The 18,934-nt window shown below is 34.2% G+C and carries 15 protein-coding genes; 9 read left to right on the forward strand and 6 right to left on the reverse strand.

The genetic code is table 11. The annotated features are described in order from the left end of the window. Positions 1-13: 13 nt before the first annotated feature. Together DXU93_RS04515 and DXU93_RS04520 are read right to left on the reverse strand one after the other, a co-directional pair. A complete protein-coding gene (locus DXU93_RS04515; protein WP_240623423.1) occupies positions 14-793 on the reverse strand; it encodes a TIGR02757 family protein in 780 nt (259 codons plus the stop codon). Then, positions 777-1,427 (reverse strand): ABC transporter ATP-binding protein, encoded by a 651-nt coding sequence (locus DXU93_RS04520; RefSeq protein ID WP_116880068.1) that lies wholly within the window; start codon positions 1,425-1,427, stop codon positions 777-779. Before DXU93_RS04520 ends, DXU93_RS04515 begins: the two co-directional genes overlap by 17 nt. 64 nt (positions 1,428-1,491) lie before the next feature. On the opposite strand from DXU93_RS04520, the gene DXU93_RS14950 reads away from it, so the two are divergent. The 4 genes from DXU93_RS14950 (at position 1,492) to DXU93_RS04535 (ending at position 4,173) form a co-directional block, all read left to right on the forward strand. Then, positions 1,492-2,439 carry a site-2 protease family protein gene (locus tag DXU93_RS14950; RefSeq protein WP_123776044.1) on the forward strand — a complete coding sequence of 316 codons (948 nt, stop codon included), beginning with the start codon at positions 1,492-1,494 and terminating at the stop codon, positions 2,437-2,439. Beyond that, positions 2,420-2,956 carry a Smr/MutS family protein gene (locus DXU93_RS04525; protein ID WP_116880069.1) on the forward strand — a complete coding sequence of 179 codons (537 nt, stop codon included), beginning with the start codon at positions 2,420-2,422 and terminating at the stop codon, positions 2,954-2,956. The genes DXU93_RS14950 and DXU93_RS04525 overlap by 20 nt, the downstream gene beginning before the upstream one ends. 48 nt (positions 2,957-3,004) lie before the next feature. Then, positions 3,005-3,544 carry a glutathione peroxidase gene (locus DXU93_RS04530; RefSeq protein WP_116880070.1) on the forward strand — a complete coding sequence of 180 codons (540 nt, stop codon included), beginning with the start codon at positions 3,005-3,007 and terminating at the stop codon, positions 3,542-3,544. Positions 3,545-3,717: 173 nt separating this feature from the next. Further along, positions 3,718-4,173 carry a cold-shock protein gene (locus DXU93_RS04535; protein ID WP_116880071.1) on the forward strand — a complete coding sequence of 152 codons (456 nt, stop codon included), beginning with the start codon at positions 3,718-3,720 and terminating at the stop codon, positions 4,171-4,173. 740 nt (positions 4,174-4,913) lie between these two features. Here the strand turns inward: DXU93_RS04535 and DXU93_RS04540 are convergent. The 4 genes from DXU93_RS04540 to DXU93_RS04555 form a co-directional block, all read right to left on the reverse strand. Next, positions 4,914-5,360, reverse strand: a complete 447-nt coding sequence (locus tag DXU93_RS04540; RefSeq protein WP_116880072.1) for a KTSC domain-containing protein — start codon at positions 5,358-5,360, stop codon at positions 4,914-4,916. A 709-nt stretch (positions 5,361-6,069) separates the two neighbouring features. Beyond that, the gene (locus DXU93_RS04545) at positions 6,070-8,688 is read right to left on the reverse strand and encodes a PKD domain-containing protein (protein ID WP_116880073.1); all 2,619 of its coding nucleotides are present in this window, start codon (positions 8,686-8,688) and stop codon (positions 6,070-6,072) included. A 178-nt stretch (positions 8,689-8,866) separates the two neighbouring features. Next, on the reverse strand, positions 8,867-11,752 hold the full coding sequence (locus tag DXU93_RS04550) for a DNA gyrase/topoisomerase IV subunit A (RefSeq protein ID WP_116880074.1): 2,886 nt from the start codon (positions 11,750-11,752) through the stop codon (positions 8,867-8,869). Between the two features lie 4 nt (positions 11,753-11,756). After that, entirely contained in the window at positions 11,757-13,640 is a 1,884-nt protein-coding gene (locus DXU93_RS04555; RefSeq protein WP_116880075.1) for a DNA topoisomerase IV subunit B, read from the reverse strand. A 172-nt stretch (positions 13,641-13,812) separates the two neighbouring features. Here DXU93_RS04555 and DXU93_RS04560 point away from each other — a divergent pair, with 172 nt between their 5' ends. From DXU93_RS04560 to DXU93_RS04580, 5 genes are read left to right on the forward strand one after another with little or no spacing between them, the layout of a single operon-like run. Then, the gene (locus tag DXU93_RS04560; protein ID WP_116880076.1) at positions 13,813-14,922 is read left to right on the forward strand and encodes an outer membrane beta-barrel protein; all 1,110 of its coding nucleotides are present in this window, start codon (positions 13,813-13,815) and stop codon (positions 14,920-14,922) included. A 48-nt stretch (positions 14,923-14,970) separates the two neighbouring features. Next, entirely contained in the window at positions 14,971-15,945 is a 975-nt protein-coding gene (locus DXU93_RS04565; RefSeq protein ID WP_116880077.1) for an NAD(P)H-dependent flavin oxidoreductase, read from the forward strand. Further along, complete coding sequence (locus DXU93_RS04570; RefSeq protein ID WP_205679230.1) at positions 15,932-16,405, forward strand: DUF4442 domain-containing protein; 474 nt, start codon at positions 15,932-15,934, stop codon at positions 16,403-16,405. The genes DXU93_RS04565 and DXU93_RS04570 overlap by 14 nt, the downstream gene beginning before the upstream one ends. A gap of 33 nt (positions 16,406-16,438) precedes the next feature. Continuing rightward, positions 16,439-17,254, forward strand: coding sequence for an AAA family ATPase (locus DXU93_RS04575; protein WP_116880078.1), 816 nt, complete (start codon positions 16,439-16,441; stop codon positions 17,252-17,254). A gap of 12 nt (positions 17,255-17,266) precedes the next feature. Beyond that, positions 17,267-18,454, forward strand: coding sequence for a vWA domain-containing protein (locus DXU93_RS04580; RefSeq protein ID WP_116880079.1), 1,188 nt, complete (start codon positions 17,267-17,269; stop codon positions 18,452-18,454). Positions 18,455-18,934 lie beyond the last annotated feature (480 nt).

The following is an 18,934-nucleotide window of genomic DNA, read 5'->3' on the forward strand; positions in this document are numbered from 1 at the left end:
TTTTAAACTTGCGTTATAATTCCCCGCTAACCCCCAGTCCAAACAATGCAAAATCATATTTACAAGGATCATTATCATCCATTTTACGTAAATTCTCAATTAATTCTTCGAGCGCTTTCCAATCGTCTTGTTTTCTTGTAATTAAACCGAGTTTTCTTGCTACATTTCCGGTATGGACATCGAGTGGAAGGAAAAGTTCATTCATTTGAATGTCTTTCCAAATCCCAAAATCAACGCCATTTTCGTCTTTTCGGACCATCCATCTTAAAAACATGTTGATGCGTTTGGCTGCCGAACCTTTTCCTGGATTTGCAATATGTTTTTCACTGCGTTTTTCGTGAGGAGTTGCTAAAAAATGATTTCTAAAATTAATGATGCGTTGTTTTACTCCTTTTTCTCCGTCCTTCAGTTGAAACCAAGCTTCTAATGAATCGTTTTCTTGATAGCAGCGCTTTAATGAACGAAAAACAAAATCTAAATCATCCGTATTAAAAGTACGATGCGTAAAGGCTTTTTCAGGAAGCATTCCTTTTTCATAGTCTAAAATATACTCAAATGGAGCGTGATTCATGAGTTTAATCAACTTTTCACCATTATTGATAATCATCTTGCGTTTTCCCCAAGCAATAAGGGCAACAATAAATCCAATGATTTCAATATCCTGTTTTCTCTTGAATTGATGAGGGAGTAGAATAGGGTCGTCCTGAATAAAATCAACCGCATTAAACTGTTTAACCTTTACTTCAAGTAAATCTTTTATTTCTTTGTTATTCAGATTAAATAAATCTTCCATCAGCCATTTCTAATTTTCGATCTGAGATATCTGCCAATTGGGTGTTATGCGTCACAATGATAAACGTTTGACCAAAATTTTCACGTAGACTAAAGAACAATTGATGCAATTCTTCAGAGTTTTTTGTATCTAAATTCCCAGATGGTTCATCTGCTAAAATCACTTTTGGTGAGTTCATCAATGCTCTTGCCACAGCTACTCTTTGTTGTTCACCACCGGAAAGGGCAGAAGGTTTATGCGAATCTCTATTCTTTAAATTCAAGAAAGAAAACAATTCTTTTGCTCTTTTTTCGGCATCACTTTTCTGATCACCACGAATAAGCGCAGGTAAAATAGCGTTTTCAATGGCTGTAAACTCTGGCAATAACTGATGAAATTGAAATACAAAACCAACATACTCATTTCTAAACTTCGCTAATTGTTTCTGCGACAGTTCAAATGGTGTTCGATCATCTACTTTATAAATACCGTCATCGGGACGTTCTAAAGTTCCTAAAATTTGAAGAAGTGTGGTTTTTCCAGCACCTGAAGCACCAACAATTGAGATTAATTCTCCTTCTTTGACCGTTAAATCAATTCCTTTCAGTATTTTTACTTGGTCGTACGCTTTCGTTATGTTTGAGGCTTGAATCATAGAGCGACGAAAATAATATATAATTTGTGTATAAACTTGAATTAACTTAATTTTGTTGGTGTAAATGGAAAATATCGAACAACAATATCCTCAAAAACCAGCTTTAATTAAAAAAAAGAGTGGTGGTCATATTTCCCTGACCATCTTATCAATGGTTTTATTCGCTATAACCTTCTCGTTAATTCTAGATGATTATTACTTAATTACTTTATTAATAGCTGTTCTGCTGTTTCATGAGTTAGGTCATTTTCTAGTAATGAAGCTTTTCAAGTATGAAGAGTTAAATATGTTGTTTATTCCATTTATGGGTGCCATGGTTTCGGGACGAAAGAAAATCTATTCGCAAATTGAAAGTTCGTTGATGGTATTGGCTGGACCTTTACCAGGAATCATTCTTGGTGCATTTTTATTGATTTATGGCGGACTTGACAATTCGTTATCCATTCAACTCGGGGTTATTTTGATTTTACTGAATGTGATGAATTTAATTCCGATTGACCCACTTGATGGGGGACAACTCATGCGCATTTTGTTTTTTAATAATTATGAATTTGCACAATTAATTTTTACTGTTTTATCCTCATTGGCTATTGCTGGAGTGGGGCTATACTTTAATTCTTGGTTGGTAATTATCTTTGGATTATTGTTAGGATTTCGCGTTAAGAATAAACACAAACTTTACTTGATACGTAAAGAAATGAAAGAAGACGATATTGAATATGAATCAAATTATGAAGACATTTCAAATAAAACCTATTCTAAAATTAAGCAAATCATTATTGATCATACTCCAGTTTTAAACGACATCGAGGAGTACAATGAAGAAGAGCGATATAATCAAATTGTGGCTAAACAGGTCGATGGAGTTTTATTTCCACCTACTAAAAAAGATGCTACACTACTTTATAAAACATTTATGTTGGCGATGTGGTTAGGAGGAATTTTTCTTTCTGTATACGCTATTTTTTCAACAGATTTCAATTCAATTGTTCATGCGTTTCAAAATAGGTGAAAAAGTGGGCTTCCTTAGAGAAGTCGGAGGAGGAATAGTACAATCTTATAAAAATGAAAATATCGTAATTGTTGAAGATGAAACAGGCTTCGATAGAGAATTTATGGAGTCTGATTTAAATTCTATTCACGGTGATCAAAGCAATATTCTAACTGATAATTTCGATATTAATGATGTTATTGAAGAAACAGTTACTTACGAAGAACAGTTAGGCGATATTACAAAGCATAAAGATTCATGGGAAATTGATCTACATACGCATGTTTTGATGGATACAGAACGTGGAATGAGCAACGGTCAATTGTTAAACCACCAATTAATTGAATTTAAACGATTTTTCCGAAAAGCACGTGAAAAAAACATCAGAAAACTTGTCGTTATTCATGGAGTAGGAGAAGGAGTACTGAAAGCTGAGATACGTCATTTTTTAGAAGGTAAAGAAGGCTTAGAATTCTATGATTCTGATTTTAGAAAATACGGAAAAGGTGCAACAACAGTAGAATTGCATTACCGCTAAACAAATTCCAATTATTGTTGTTTTAGTATAAATCAATAAACTGAAAAGATGAAAATTACACTCTTAAGCATGCTTCTATTTTGTACTGCATTTGTATATGGTCAAAAGCAAACAATCTATGATTTTAAAGTAACAACAATCGAAGGTGAAACACTGGACTTATCTGAATTTAAAGGGAAAAAGGTCATGATTGTAAATACAGCTTCTAAATGTGGATTCACGCCACAGTATGAACAATTGCAAGCTATTTATGAAAAATATGGTGAACAAGATTTTGTTATTTTAGGTTTCCCTTCTAATCAATTCATGAAACAAGAGCCAGGAACAGACGAAGAAATCGCAGTCTTTTGTCAGAAAAACTATGGTGTAACATTTTCAATGATGTCGAAAGTGAATGTGAAAGGAGAAAATCAAATTCCGTTGTATAGGTTTTTAACAACCAAAAATTTAAATGGCCAAATGGACAGCGAAGTAAAATGGAATTTTCAAAAATACCTTATCAATAAGGACGGTACATTAGAAGCAGTTTACTATTCTAAAACAGCTCCAAACGATGAAAAAATCATTGAATGGATAGAAAACAAATAAGTAGACCTCATACTTTACTTATTTACAATTAAGTAATATTTTATTTGTGTTTTTTACTATTATTTCCTTAATTTTGGAGAGTTGGAATTGCTACACCAACGATTGATTCGTTTTATCAATCTTAAACAATATGCTTTAGGTAGCAAAAAGCAAAAAACATTTTAAAATTATAAATGGGTAGATCGCAAGAATCGTTTAGTAAACGAGAGAAAGAAAAGAAAAAAGCAAAAAAGAAAAAGGAAAAACAAGCAAAGCGTGAGCAACGTCAGGAAGACAACAATCAAGGCGGAAGTTTGGATGACATGATTGCTTATGTAGATGCTTATGGAAACCTAACGGATACTCCGCCAGATGAGCAGGTTAGAGAACCAGAAGAAATTGAAGCTGAAGACATCGTCATTGGAGTTCCTAAAAAAGAAGATTCTGGAGAACCAGATGTTAATATTGGGACAGTTGCCTTTTACGACAGTAGTAAAGGATTCGGATTTATCAATGACAACAATAACGGAGAGAAATACTTCTTCCATATCAACAACGTTAATTATGAAATTAACGAAAATGATAAGGTAACTTATGATGTTGTTCGTGGTAGAAAAGGAATGGACGCTGTTAATGTAGACTTAGCTTAATTCATTTTTCTTTTTGAAGGTCGAATCATTGCTATTGCATTAATTACAGGCTTTTCAATATATATTCAAACCATTTTGAATTTACTGTTCATAGAAGAGTAGATTCAAAATGGTTTTTTAGTTTTTGGGCCTTTTGGAAAAAGGAGGGAAATTAATCAATTAAAGGAAAATGTATGTTGATAGGTGGGACGCGCTTTATGTTTTTTTGACGGTGAAGCGTGCTGAAAATCGCTAATAATGGCGGAAGCTTCTCAGCTCGTCTGAGGAGATCACCGACATTATCGACTTTCAGGAGTGGAGACAAGAAAAAATATCAGGCGCTAGCTCTTTTTATCCTAACAGTTTCGGCACTAACGCTTCTTACTGTTTCGTCTTCAAAAACTTCGTTTTCTCTCTATTTGGAGCAACCGACCGAAGGAAGCTCATGAATTCAATTAAAAGTAGACAAGAATGAATAATGCGAAAAAGAAAAGAAGCTAATTCTTACTGTGAGCTTATTTGAAACTTCAAAATAGAAACTCTAAATCAGTTACCACTTTTGGACAACACACAATTCCAATTGGTGAGGGATGAATCCCTCACCAATTGAATTAATAAATGAATGAGGAGAAATCTATTATATAACTTCATAATAGAAACTCTAAATCAGTTACTCCTTATAAGAAAATGGTACAAACAAAAAAAGGTAACTAAATTAATAGCAACCTTAAGATTATATAATGTAAAAAAGAGCGTAAAACTTAAGCTACAACATCTCTTTTCGATTTTCTATATAAACAAGTAGTAAAGATTTTTCTTTTTCCAAATCTAAATTGCTTGTCTGCGTTTACAAATTTGATGTACAACGGTTTTGAAACTCCAAAGTATTCATAAGTACTTCCATTTGTAAATTCAACTTCTAATACTTGATTTTTCCATTGAAAGTCAACGATAGCACCAGTATTCATTAAGTTTTGGTATTCTTCTGCGTTGTTTTTCTTCGTTTCAGGAGCAATACTAATCAAGAACTCATATCCTTGTGTAATTTCACGGCTTTTTTCCTCTGCCATGGCTGCTTTTTCATCTTGCTCTTGAAATTTATCTGGATGCCACTCTTTGACTAAAGAACGGTAAGTTTTCTTGAGTTGTGCCAAATCGATATCCGATTCAACATTAAATAACTTTTTGTATTGATTAATACGTTTCATTGCTTCAAATTAAAATGTGTGCAAAAGTACATCATAAAATTTGACCAAACACATTTCTTTGATTATTCTTTGAATAAATATTGAAAATAATGTAATCAATAGGGGAGTTAAGCTCTTGAAAAATCGATTATTACTTTTGAAAGAGATAATATTCATTAAATATGCCAAGATTATAGATAACTTTTTCAAAGGTTAATTATACAATACAATTATTATGATTGTTAAGTAACCAGATATTTTTATTGAGCTTATCATTAACTTTTTGACTCAAAACTTTATCATATTATTTCAGAAATATTTAATAATCTGTTGATTATTCCTTACAAATTCTCTTTTTGCATCCTTAGTATTTTCCAATTCATTTTCGTAGAATAATCAATATTTTATTTGAATATATCATTGAGCTTTTATGAAAACGTTTTTAGTCATTTGTGACATTTTTTAGGCTAACAATTTAGCTTAGAAAATTCTTTACTAAGATTAATTATGATTATCCTAAAATATATTCCTAGACGATCATTTTTAAATGAGTTTAATTGCGCAAGTATCGAAATGTTATAAGAATAAATTAAATCTTGAAGGAATTACTCTTAAAATGCTTCCTAATTGTGTATTTATAAAGTATCACACTTTTGTCTTATAATTAATATTATGTTAAATAGGGTTTTTAAGTACAATAAACATTTATACTTTATCCTGTTCAATTATATTATTTGATTACTGTGAGGCTTCCCTTTTCTGTAAATAAATTTATATCGTTTTCATTACTAAAACGCATTATCCATATATACGTTCCTGATTGAACAACATTATTTAGATATGTTCCATCCCATCCAACTTGTGGATCGTGAGATTCGAATAAAAGTTCTCCCCAACGGTTGTAGATTAGAAAATCATACGAATCTGGTTTAAAATCTAAATTAAATGAAGGTTTAAACGTTTCATTATCAAAGTCGCCATTAGGTGTAAATGCATTTGGAACAAAATACGTCACTTCGTTTTCTACATCAATTTGAATGGAGAATGAATCTGAACAACCCGCATTATTGGTTGCTGTTAACGTGATTATGAAATTGTCCTGAGTTGAAACAGTGTAATAATGTATTGCATCAAAGTCACTTTCAACGGGTGATTCATCTCCAAAGTTCCACTGATATGTGTTGGCATTTTCAGATTGGTTTATAAAGTCAACTGTGACTTCCCCTACTGGAATTGATTTCGTTTCTGTCGTAAATTTAGCTTTTGGTGTTGGAAGAACTTCTATCATATTGCTTTCTGTATGACTTGATATACAGCCGTTTAGATCTGTTACCGTTAGGCTAACATCGTAAATTCCTTCTGTGGAATATAAATTACTTGTGTTATTGCAACTAGTACTCGTGTTTCCGTCACCAAAATCCCAAAAACAATTGACAGAATTTATATTTCCTGATGAAAATTGCACTTCCTCATTTGCACAAATTGTTGATTTATTGGAAGAAAATTGTGCATTTGGCGCGTTATTTAAAGTCACACTTACTGTTGATGTTGCTACGCAATTACCGTTTTCAATTGTATAGGTGTAAACGCCTCCATTCATCGTTGCTGGATCAAATGTTCCCGAATTTCCGTTGGTTAAGGTCGATGGTCCAGTCCAAACACCATTATTGTCTGGGTTTCCGCCTAGTTCGTTGAATAAATTTACCGACGAAGTATTATCACATAAAGATAGTGTATTGCCTGTCCCTGCATTTCCAGTTGGGTTAATTATAACTTCTACTGAAGCATTTGTTTGGCAATTTCCTGTTCCAACCGTATACGTGTAAATTCCGGCATTCATCGCTGCAGGATCAAAATTACCTGAACTTCCATTTGCTAAATTTGAGGGTCCAGTCCATATTCCAGAATTATCAGGGTTCCCTCCTAGTTTATCATGTAAATTGATTGCTGCAGCATTACTACAAAGTGTAACCGTATTGTTTGTTCCAGCGTTACCTGTTGTATTCACCGTTACGGCAACCGTTGAAGAAGTTTGACAATTTCCAGATCCAACTGTATAGGTATATGTTCCTGCTGTCATAGTAGAAGGATCAAATGTTCCTAAATTTCCATTTGTAAGCGCTGAAGGTCCTGACCAAAAACCGTTATTATCTGGATTTCCGCCTAATTGATTGAATAAATCTACCGGCAAATCAACATCACAAAGTGAAATGGTATTGTTGGTTCCCGCATTTCCTGTCGAATTAACCGTTACGTCAACTGTTGAAGAAGCTTGACAACTTCCAGAACCAACTGTATAAGTATATGTCCCTGCCGTCATTGTAGAAGGATCAAATGTCCCTAAATTTCCGTTATTTAAAGATGAAGGTCCTGTCCACGTTCCGTTATTGTCAGGGTTACCTCCTAGTTCATTAAATAAATCTGTGCTTGAAGCTGTGTTACATAGTGCAATCGAAGCATTTGTTCCAGTATTTCCAGTTGAATTTATAGTAACATCAACCGTTGAAGAAGTTTGACAATTTCCAGAACCAACTGTATAAGTATATGTCCCTACCGTCATTGTTGATGGATCAAATGTTCCTGAATTTCCATTGGTAAGCATTGAAGGTCCTGACCAAGTTCCATTATTGTCTGGGTTTCCTCCTAGTTCGTTGAATAAATTTGTACTCGAAGCTGTGTTACATAGTGTTATCGAAGCATTTGTTCCAGCATTTCCTCCGCCACAACTGACAGTAATATCATCTATTCTCCAGTATTCACTTCCAGACCAGGCTTGAACAGATATTCGAATTTGTAAATTACTTCCCGTCGTTGGAATACATCCAGTTGTGTAATTCATAAATGGAGTATCTCCAGATGTAACAACATTGAAACCAGCGCATTGTCCAGCACACATATAGGAATTAGAAGGATCTGTCCAGCCTGTTCCATCTATATTGTATTGAAAACGAACCCAATCAACAGAATTACATCCTGTGTTGCAGTCTTCCATACTTCCAACGCTTTCAATATCAAAATTGATTTCAATATTACCACAATTTGAAATATCAATAGGTGAAACGTTTTCCCATACTGCTTCTCCATTTGTATCACGTCCTTCAAAAAAACCATTTTTAGTTTCCCAATAATCTCCACTAACACAATCTGGACATGATGAAGACCAGTTAACACCATTGGCAGAACCGTTCGTCATTCCATCATTAACGTTAAATGATTCCTGAAAGAGAACTTGTCCATTGATTTGAGAACCAATAAATAGGAAAATAATCGATAAGGCTAATTTGATAGAGTTTCTCAGGGGATTCAATTTCCCTAATGAGTTATTAAAGTAAGTTTCAACTATTGACATTGATGCAAATTTACTTCCATTCAGAACGATAATTTATCATTCTATATTGGAAAAATCGATGCAAAGAAACTGATAAAAAGCCGAATGAATGTTAATCCATCGTTAACATATTCATTTAAAATGAAAAAAGCCTAGAAATTTTCATTCCCAGGCCCTTTCGTAAAATATTAGAATTATCTTATTTTTTCTTTTTATCTTCTTCTGTCTGACTAAACAAATCCCATTCTACCTGACGAGCAGGTTGATCTTTTAAAGGTCTTCTAGATAAACTACGTTTTCTAGGTTTAGGTGGAATAAGTTCTTTTTTAGGTATTTCAGATTTCTTCCCATCATCCCTAGACTGTTCTTTTTCAGATTGATTTGATGATTTAGCTTCTCCACCTCCAGATTTAGGAGCATCATCAGGCTGATCATCATTTCCATCATCAGGACCATTGTCACTTCCTGAGTCATCATCGTTTTCATCATCATTGTCCTCTTCTTCAGCTTCATCAGGCCAAGGCGTGTTTCCTTCAATAGGATGTGTTAGTTGAATCTCTTTGGTTTTTAGTTTTTCCAACTGATTACCAATGGACTTCATACCTTTTACATCGATGAATTCATCAAGTCGTTCAATTCTATCTGGAAGATGTTTAGTTGCTTTTAGCAATTTGTTGTACACAATCTTTACTTCCGGCTGATAAGCTGTTGAAACAGCGTCTAACTCAGTCCCTTCAGATTCAGGAATAAATGGAACACGTCTATCAGTGGTTACTTCACATACAAAACGTTTTGCGTAATGAATTTCTTTTTCTCCATCATAATACACCGCAGAAATTGCATGTTCCGGTTTCCATTTCTCTATGTGAATCATATCATCATCGAAATGGGTAGTTAAATCGAAATTTGACAATCGATACTCACCGTTTTTGTAGAGCGTTAGTATTTTATCATCTCCTCTAAAACGACCAAGGAATTTACCACGTTGATCATCATTTAAACGTCCAACAATATCATCATACCATATTTTTCTTGCGGCAAGTGTTGAACCTCCGACTTCTTTCTGTGTAACTTTAGAAATGGCCTCTTTACTCACGATATTCCCTTTAGCTGAACGACTTTTTATTAATTGTTCACTAAAATCAACATCAAATTTCAATCTTTTTAAATGTGTTCGCGCCCTTAAATTAATGCTTACAATTTCTTTTTCTCCATTTGGATGACAAGAGAAATAGTGCATTTTTGAACCTTTCTTCCCAGTCGTTAAGTCATATTCTTTATCTCTTGTAATGGAGTTTACAAAGAAACGTTTCATATATGAATTTCCACTTTTACCATCTTTATAAATTAAGTGATAAATTCTTCGCTTATCCCCTCTTTTCCATACTGCAGCATGGACAATACCCTTTCCAACAAATTTCTTGTCGGCAATTTTGGTGACCATCATTTTTCCGGTATCGAAGAAGACAATAACATCATCTATTTCTGAACAATCTTGAACGTATTCAGCCTTTCTTAATTTATATCCAATAAATCCTTCTTTGTAATCAACATAAAGTTTTTCATTGGCGATAATAACTTTAGATGCATTTATATTGTCGAAAACTCTAATTTCAGTTTTACGCTCCTTCCCTTCTCCAAATCTTTTCTTTAAATCTTTAAAGTAAGCAATGGAGAAATCAATAATATTTTCAATGTTGTGAATAACAGTAGCTAATTCCTCTTCAATTCGTTGAATGATTTCATCAGCTTTAAATTTATCAAACTTAGAGATTCGTTTAATCTTAATTTCAGTCAATCGGATAATATCATCACGCGTAACTTCACGTTTAAGGTGCTTGATATATGGCTTTAAACCATTGTCAATAGCTGAAATAACACCTTCCCATGTTTCCTCATCTTCTATAAGACTGTAGACTTTGTTTTCAATGAAAATCTTTTCTAGTGAACTAAAGTGCCATGATTCTTCCAATTCATTTTTACGAATCTCAAGTTCCAGCTTTAACAAACGAACAGTAGAATCAGTGTTCTCTTTGAGAATTTCACTCATCCCTAAAAACCTAGGCTTTTCTTTGTCAATTACTGTTGAATTAGGAGAAATAGAAACCTCACAATCTGTAAAAGCATAAAGCGCATCAATTAATTTATCTGGAGAAACATTGCTGGTCAAGTGAATTAAAATCTCCGCTTCTGCAGCTGTATTATCATCGATTCTGCGGATCTTAATTTTCCCCTTATCGTTGGCCCTTAAGATCGAATCAATTAAAGAAGAAGTATTCGTACCAAATGGAATTTCTGTTATGCTTAATGTTTTGTTGTCTACCTTATTAATTTTAGCACGAACACGTACTTTACCTCCACGTAACCCATCATTGTAATTGGTGAAGTCAGCCATTCCTCCTGTTAAGAAGTCAGGGAAGATTTCTACTTTTTTTCCACGTAAATGATTAATTGAATTATCGATTAGTTCATTAAAGTTGTGCGGTAAAATTTTACAAGCCAAACCAACAGCAATACCTTCTGCTCCTTGTGCCAAAAGCAAAGGAAATTTCATTGGTAAATCCTCAGGTTCTTTATTACGACCATCATAACTCGTTAGCCATTTGGTCGTTTTCGCATTAAAGGCAACGTGTAAAGCAAATTTAGAAAGTCGGGCTTCAATATAACGAGGAGCAGCAGCACTATCACCTGTTAAAGTATTACCCCAGTTTCCTTGCATATCGATCAATAATTCTTTTTGACCCAATTGAACCAAAGCATCACCAATAGAAGCGTCTCCATGCGGATGGTATTTCATGGTATTACCAATAATATTGGCTACCTTGTTGTAACGACCATCCTCCATGTCTTTCATAGAGTGAAGAATACGACGTTGAACAGGTTTTAAACCATCGTTTAATCCTGGAACAGCACGTTCTAAAATAACATAAGAAGCATAGTCAAGAAACCAGTTTTCATAAAGTCCATTCAAAGAAGTGATGTTTTCATCGACTTTTTTGATACCGTTTACATCCTCACTACTTTCATTTTCATCATCAGGAATGTTATTGTTTTCCTCTTCTTCGTGATTATTATCTTCAGCCATAATTTTAAGATGCTTTTTCTATTTTTTCTTTATCGTTTGCTACTTCTTCAGCGATATCTGTCTCAACGCGAAGATTTTCAATAATAAACTCTTGCCTTGAAGGTGTATTTTTACCCATATAAAAAGAAAGGACCTCTTCAATTGAAGCTTCCTTACTGATTAGTACTGGTTCTAATCGAATATCTTCACCTATAAAGTATTTAAATTCATCTGGAGAAATCTCCCCAAGTCCTTTAAATCGTGTGATTTCAGCAGTTTTTCCTAATGCAACAAGCGCTTCTCTTCTTTCCTCTTCAGAATAGCAGTATCGTGTTTTTTTCTTATTTCTTACCCTAAATAAAGGTGTTTGCAATACATAAACATGGTTTCGTTTTACCAAATCTGGGAAGAAACGCAAGAAGAAAGTTAACAGTAACATTCTAATGTGCATACCATCGACATCGGCATCAGTTGCAATAACAATCTTGTTGTATCTCAAATTATCCATGTCATCTTCTATATCTAAAGCTGCTTGAATAAGGTTAAATTCCTCGTTTTCGTAAACAACTTTCTTGGTTAAGCCATGTGTATTCAAAGGCTTACCTCTCAAACTAAATACAGCTTGTGTATTTACGTCTCTAGATTTAGTTATTGATCCAGATGCAGAGTCTCCCTCTGTAATAAACAACGTTGTTTCGTCACATCGTTCATTCTTCTGATCTGTTAAATGAACACGACAATCTCTTAATTTTTTATTGTGTAAGTTGGCCTTTTTCGCTCTTTCACGTGCTATTTTACGAATTCCAGAAAGCTCCTTACGTTCCTTTTCCGATTGCTTTATTTTCTTTTCAAGAATTTCAGCAGTTTCGCTATTCTTATGTAAATAGTTGTCTAACTTTGTTTTAAGGAAGTCATTAATAAAAGCACGCATCGATTTTCCTCCTTGCGCAACCTCTTGCGAACCTAATTTGGTTTTTGTTTGAGATTCGAAAATAGGCTCCATCACCTTAACAGAAATAGCTGCTACAATTGATTGACGAATGTCTGAAGCTTCATAATTCTTATTGAAAAAATCCTTTATTACACGTGCTACAGATTCTCTAAATGCACTGTGGTGAGTTCCTCCTTGCGTGGTATGCTGACCATTTACAAATGAGTAATAATCTTCTCCATAAGTTCGACCGTGTGTAAACGCAACCTCGATATCTTCACCTTCCAGGTGAATAATTGGATATAATGGATCTCCATCTTGGTTGTTTTCCAGTAAATCTTTTAATCCGTTTTTTGACTCAAACTTTTCACCATTAAAATATATTGCTAATCCCCTATTGAGGTAACAATAGTTCCAAATCATTTTCTCGATGTAAGGAAATTTATAGGCGAACTTTTTAAATACTTGCTCATCAGGGTAAAACTCAACGAAAGTTCCATTTCTCTCTTTAGATTCTTCAATTTTAGGGTCATCAATCAGAACACCTCGTTCAAAAGTTGCACTCTTCAGTTTGCCGTCTCTAACAGAATAAACTTTGAAATGGCTACTTAATGCATTTACCGCTTTTGTACCGACTCCATTTAAACCTACAGATTTTTTAAAGGCTTTGGAATCATACTTCCCTCCAGTATTTATTTTGGAAACAACATCTACAACCTTTCCAAGCGGAATTCCACGACCGTAATCACGGATAGAAACTTTTCCGTTCTTGATTTTAATATCGATGCGCTTCCCATTTCCCATTACGAATTCATCAATACAGTTATCAATGACTTCTTTCATAAGAATATAGATACCATCATCTGCAGAAGCACCGTCACCGAGCTTTCCAATATACATTCCTGGACGTAAGCGTATATGCTCTTTCCAATCGAGTGAACGTATATTGTCTTCTGTATAATTATTCTCTTGCGCCATATTTTAAAACACGAATTAATGAGTATTCAAACAAATATACTATCTATTTCTTAGTATTTTGGCTCCTTTATGTTAAGGTTATTCACTATGAATAGTTAATAGCACTTTATTTCTGAAGTATTTTGTATCTTGGCTAAGATAGAAAACTTTTTAAAATTTAACCAAAGAAAATATGAACTTTAATGCTTTAAGTAGTACTTTGTTTGCTGTTGTTTTATTATTTGGTAATCAGTTGTTTAGTCAAGTGAGTAATAGTATTAATATCACCCCTAAATTAGCTATAAATGCGTATTTAGAGACTTATTATGGTTTTGACTTTGCGCAACCCTCTAACGATGAGCGTCCTAGTTTTTTATATAATTTTACAGATCACAATCAGATCAATATTAATTCTGCAATTGGTGGGATAGATTATAAAAGAAACCGTTTTAAAGGCAATCTACTCTTTATGGGAGGAACGTATGTAAAACAAAATTCTGCACATGAACCTTCTATTTTTAAACATATTTATGAAGCTACCCTAGGATTTAAAATACTCAAAAAACATGATCTATGGTTTGAATTTGGTATTATGGAATCGAACTTAGGGTTTGAAAATGTGCGAAGTCGCGAATGTTTAACCCTTACGCGAAGCTTATTAGCAGAAAGTTCTCCTTATTATCTGAATGCGGCGAAATTAGGATTTACTACAAGTAATAAAAAATGGGAAATGGAATTGTTGTTTTCAAATGGTTGGCAGCAAATGATACATGGTTACCCTTCTTTTGGTCACACCCTAATTTATACACCCAACGAGAAATGGAAATTTAATAGTAGTTCTTTTATTGGAAGGGTTGATTTGGAAGGTGCTGTTCCTGCCTTGTCAAGAGTTGAAAATAGATTTTTCCATAATTTTTATGCAAAATACAGTAAAGAAAAGTCTAATATAATCGCTGGGATAGATTTTGGCGTGGATCAATTGGTGAAAGACCCGAATGATATTGGTAGTTGGTTGGGCGCAATCGCTGTCTATCAGTATGACTTCAATAAAAGGTGGAATGCAGCTGCACGGGTTGAATACTTTTTAGATCCAAATAATAGTGTTGCAATAACTGAAGAAAATGATGGATTTGAAAATGTTGGCGCTTCACTCAATATAGATTACCAACCAGGTCGCGCTTTCCTTTTGAGACTCGAAGGTAGATTACTTTCTGGAGCGGATCCATATTATAGTTATAACAATCAAAAGTCAAAAAAAAATTTTTCTATTGTTAGTGCTTTAATCATTAGTTTGTGGAAATAAATCAGATTATTTCTATGCATACATAAAATTATTTTATAGTTTTAGCATATGGAAAATTCTGAAATAAAAACTGCGTTGAGTGAAATGCTCGATATCCGCTACCCTATTATTCTTGCTCCAATGTTTTTGGTTTCTAACACCGAAATGATCATTTCAGCAATAAAAGCTGGAGCAACTGGAGCTATTCCAGCAATGAATTATAGAACTACTGAGGAGTTAAAATTAGCAATTCGTGAGGTTAAAGCGAAAGCAAAAGGTCCATTTGGAATTAATCTTATTGTCAACAAAAGTAACTTCACTTATAAAGAACAGCTTGCGGTAATTTGTGAGGAAAAGGTGGATTATATTATCACGAGTTTGGGATCTCCAAAAGAAACTATTGACCAAGCCCATAAGCACGGAATCAAAGTATTTTGTGATGTAACGACATTAAAATACGCCCAGAAAGTTGAGTCACTTGGTGCAGATGCCATTATTGCAGTAAACAAAGAAGCAGGTGGACATGCTGGGAATATTTCTATAAAAGAGCTAATTCCTGAATTAAAAAAGAATTGTAAGATTCCTGTTATTTCTGCAGGTGGTGTTGGAAATGGCTATGAACTGCGTGAAGCCTTAAAACTTGGTGCTGAAGGATGTTCTATCGGTTCTGTATTTATTGCTTCTGAAGAATCCGGTGTAAACGAAGATTATAAGCAAGCCTGTATTGATTATGGAAAGAATGACATCGTCATGACTTCAAAATTGTCTGGAACGCCATGTACCGTGATCAAAACGCCTTATGTTGAGAAAATTGGAACAGATCAGAATTGGTTGGAAAAACTTTTAAATAAGAATAAGAAATTAAAAAAATGGTTCAAGGCCTTTACTTTTATTCGGGGAATGAAAACTTTACAAAAAGCTGCTTTTAGTGCGACTTATAAGACACTTTGGTGTGCTGGACCTACAATTGAAAACGTAAAATCAGTTCGACCTATTAAAGCAATTATTGATCAGTTTGTAAAAGAATACCATGAGCAAAAGTAAGATTTCACTCCAAAAAATGCGTCGATTGTTGTGGATGATGGGAATGTTTAAAATTCCTATGATTGCTTATGTTCGTCCGAAATTGATGCTGTTAGACAATGACAATTCTCAAGTACGTATTAAGTTAAATCGCCGAACAAAAAATCATTTGAAATCCATGTATTTCGGAAGTTTGGCTGTTGGAGCTGATATTGCTGCGGGCCTGCATGCTTTCTATTTCGCAGAACAATCAGGCGTCAAGGTTTCCTTTGCATTTAAAGCCGTAAAAGCTGATTTTTTAAAACGTGCAACTTCGGATGTTTATTTCAATTCAAGTGAAGGTCAATTGGTGAAGCAAGCCTTCGATGAAGCTATGTCAACTAAGGAACGTGTCAATAAATGGATAAAAGTTGAAGCCAAAAATACAGATGGAGAAATCGTTGCTGTATTTGATATGGAAATATCTGTGAAGGTAAAATAAAAATTATTTTTGCAACAAACGAATTTCGAGGATATGAACAAATTTGAAGGAACAGAAAAATATATTGCATCGCACGATTTAAAAGTTGCCATTAATGCAGCAATAACATTAGAAAAGCCTTTGTTGATCAAAGGTGAACCTGGAACAGGAAAAACATTACTGGCTCATGAGATTGCGAAATCATTAGATAAGCCTCTTTTCAATTGGCATGTAAAGTCTACAACAACTGCTCAACAAGGTTTGTATGAATATGATGCTGTTTCTCGTTTACGTGACTCTCAATTGGGAAATGATAAAGTAGATGACATTGCTAATTACATTAAGAAAGGAAAACTTTGGCAAGCTTTTGAAGCGGATGAACGTGTAATTCTATTGATCGACGAAATAGACAAAGCTGATATCGAATTTCCAAATGATTTACTGTTGGAGCTCGATAAAATGCAATTCTTTTGTTATGAAACGGGTGAAGAAATTGTTGCAAAACATCGTCCAATCATAATTATCACTTCTAATAACGAAAAGGAACTTCCGGATGCTTTTTTAAGACGTTGCTTCTTCCACTACATTTCCTTTCCTGACAGAGAAACATTAAAAAAAATTGTAGAAGTTCACTTTCCTAATTTAGAGCAAGATCTTGTAGAAAGTGCAATGGATTTATTCTATGCAATCAGAAATCAACGTAACATTAAAAAGAAACCTTCTACGAGCGAGATTATCGACTGGATTAAACTTTTGATGGTAGGAAAAATAAACGCCAACGAATTGGATGAAGTAATGCAAGGTAAAAAGGATATTCCTTTCTTGGGTGCATTATTGAAAAATGAGCAAGACAAAGCAATTCTACGATAAAACGCCCTTAAAATGTTCTTAGATTTTTTCTTATTATTGAGAGATAGAGATGTTCCTGTAACATTGCGTGAGTACTTGGATTTATTAGGTGCTTTAGAAAAAAATGTCCCAGCATATAATGTAGATGACTTTTATTTTTTGTCTCGTACTATTCTTGTAAAACACGAGGAACATTTAGACCTGTTTGATCAAATTTTCGCAGTTTATTTTAAAGGAATAGAACAAATTAAGTCTTCAGATATTTTAAATATACCTGATGAATGGTTGCGTAAAAATGGTGAACGTTTGTTTTCTCCTGAAGAATTAGCAAACATAAAGAGTCAGGGTGATTTAGAAAGTTTAATCGACAGGATGGCGGAGCTTTTAAAAGAACAAAAAGAGCGTCATCAAGGAGGGAATAAATGGATTGGAACTGGAGGAACCTCCCCTTTTGGAGCTTATGGTTATAATCCAGAAGGAATTCGCATTGGACAAGACAAAAGTCGACATCGAAAAGCTGTTAAAGTTTGGGACAAACGAAACTTCAAAGATTTAAGTCAGGATGAAGAACTCGGAACGCGTAATATGAAAATGGCCCTTCGAAAGTTACGAATATTGAGTCGAGAAGGAAAATCTGAAGAAATCGATCTAAATAAAACTATACGAAGTACAGCCAAGAATAGTGGTATGCTGGAAGTTGAAATGGTTCCATCAAAAAAAAATGTTGTAAAAGTATTATTGCTATTCGATATTGGTGGTTCTATGGACGATCATATTGCGTTATGTTCACAATTATTTTCAGCAGCTAAGTATGAATTTAAGCACTTAGAGTTTTTCTATTTCCACAACTGTTTATACGAGAATGTTTGGAAAGACAATGTGCGTCGTTGGGATGATAAAACGCCAACAGAAACAATGTTTAATACCTTTAATAATGATTACCGCGTTGTTTTTGTTGGAGACGCATCGATGTCCCCTTATGAAATATTTTCTAGAATGGGAAGCGTTGAGCATTACAACGAAGAACCAGGTCAAGTTTGGCTGGAACGAATGATTGATCACTTCCCCTATTTTGTTTGGTTAAATCCAGTTGCTAAAAATGAATGGAAATACACACAATCCATTGGAATGATTCAAAAAGTGATGAAGGACAGAATGTTTCCATTGACGATTAAAGGAATTGAGGAAGCAGTGGATGTATTGAAGGTTAAGGGGAAGTAGTGTTTAACACTTCGTTTTCACTCTGTTTCTCACTCTTATTGGTTAGAATTTCACGGTGAGATTGGAATATGGACACCTGCGGTGTTTTTTTCTTTACCGCGGAGTCCCGTACAGCTGTCGGGACGCAAAGTTTTCGCAAAGTTTCGCAGAGGTTCGTGTAGTTGTTGGAACGCTGAGATTTCACCTGCGGATTGGTTAGTTTCTGCTGTATATTCAGAACTCTTCCTCCAAACTATCTTTTACCTATGAACATTGTTGATTACGCCTGTATGCTCAAAACTCTTGCTCAATACTGTTTTCACCTGCGGTATGGTTAATTTCAGCCGTATATTCAGAACTCTTCCTCCAAACTATCTTTTACCTATGAACATTGTTGATTACGCCTGTATGCTCAAAACTCTTGCTCAATACTGTTTTCACCTGCGGTATGGTTAATTTCAGCCGTATATTCAGAACTCTTCCTCCAAACTGTTTCTAACT

The organism is Brumimicrobium aurantiacum, assembly GCF_003402975.1.
GTDB lineage: Bacteria > Bacteroidota > Bacteroidia > Flavobacteriales_D > Crocinitomicaceae > Brumimicrobium > Brumimicrobium aurantiacum.

Bases quoted from the DNA above. Each gene is read 5' to 3' on its own strand.
- DXU93_RS04515 (WP_240623423.1), bottom strand. From the start codon at position 793: ATGGAAGATTTATTTAATCTGAATAACAAAGAAATAAAAGATTTACTT.
- DXU93_RS04520 (WP_116880068.1), bottom strand. From the start codon at position 1,427: ATGATTCAAGCCTCAAACATAACGAAAGCGTACGACCAAGTAAAAATA.
- DXU93_RS14950 (WP_123776044.1), top strand. From the start codon at position 1,492: ATGGAAAATATCGAACAACAATATCCTCAAAAACCAGCTTTAATTAAA.
- DXU93_RS04525 (WP_116880069.1), top strand. From the start codon at position 2,420: ATGCGTTTCAAAATAGGTGAAAAAGTGGGCTTCCTTAGAGAAGTCGGA.
- DXU93_RS04530 (WP_116880070.1), top strand. From the start codon at position 3,005: ATGAAAATTACACTCTTAAGCATGCTTCTATTTTGTACTGCATTTGTA.
- DXU93_RS04535 (WP_116880071.1), top strand. From the start codon at position 3,718: ATGGGTAGATCGCAAGAATCGTTTAGTAAACGAGAGAAAGAAAAGAAA.
- DXU93_RS04540 (WP_116880072.1), bottom strand. From the start codon at position 5,360: ATGAAACGTATTAATCAATACAAAAAGTTATTTAATGTTGAATCGGAT.
- DXU93_RS04545 (WP_116880073.1), bottom strand. From the start codon at position 8,688: ATGTCAATAGTTGAAACTTACTTTAATAACTCATTAGGGAAATTGAAT.
- DXU93_RS04550 (WP_116880074.1), bottom strand. From the start codon at position 11,752: ATGGCTGAAGATAATAATCACGAAGAAGAGGAAAACAATAACATTCCT.
- DXU93_RS04555 (WP_116880075.1), bottom strand. From the start codon at position 13,640: ATGGCGCAAGAGAATAATTATACAGAAGACAATATACGTTCACTCGAT.
- DXU93_RS04560 (WP_116880076.1), top strand. From the start codon at position 13,813: ATGAACTTTAATGCTTTAAGTAGTACTTTGTTTGCTGTTGTTTTATTA.
- DXU93_RS04565 (WP_116880077.1), top strand. From the start codon at position 14,971: ATGGAAAATTCTGAAATAAAAACTGCGTTGAGTGAAATGCTCGATATC.
- DXU93_RS04570 (WP_205679230.1), top strand. From the start codon at position 15,932: ATGAGCAAAAGTAAGATTTCACTCCAAAAAATGCGTCGATTGTTGTGG.
- DXU93_RS04575 (WP_116880078.1), top strand. From the start codon at position 16,439: ATGAACAAATTTGAAGGAACAGAAAAATATATTGCATCGCACGATTTA.
- DXU93_RS04580 (WP_116880079.1), top strand. From the start codon at position 17,267: ATGTTCTTAGATTTTTTCTTATTATTGAGAGATAGAGATGTTCCTGTA.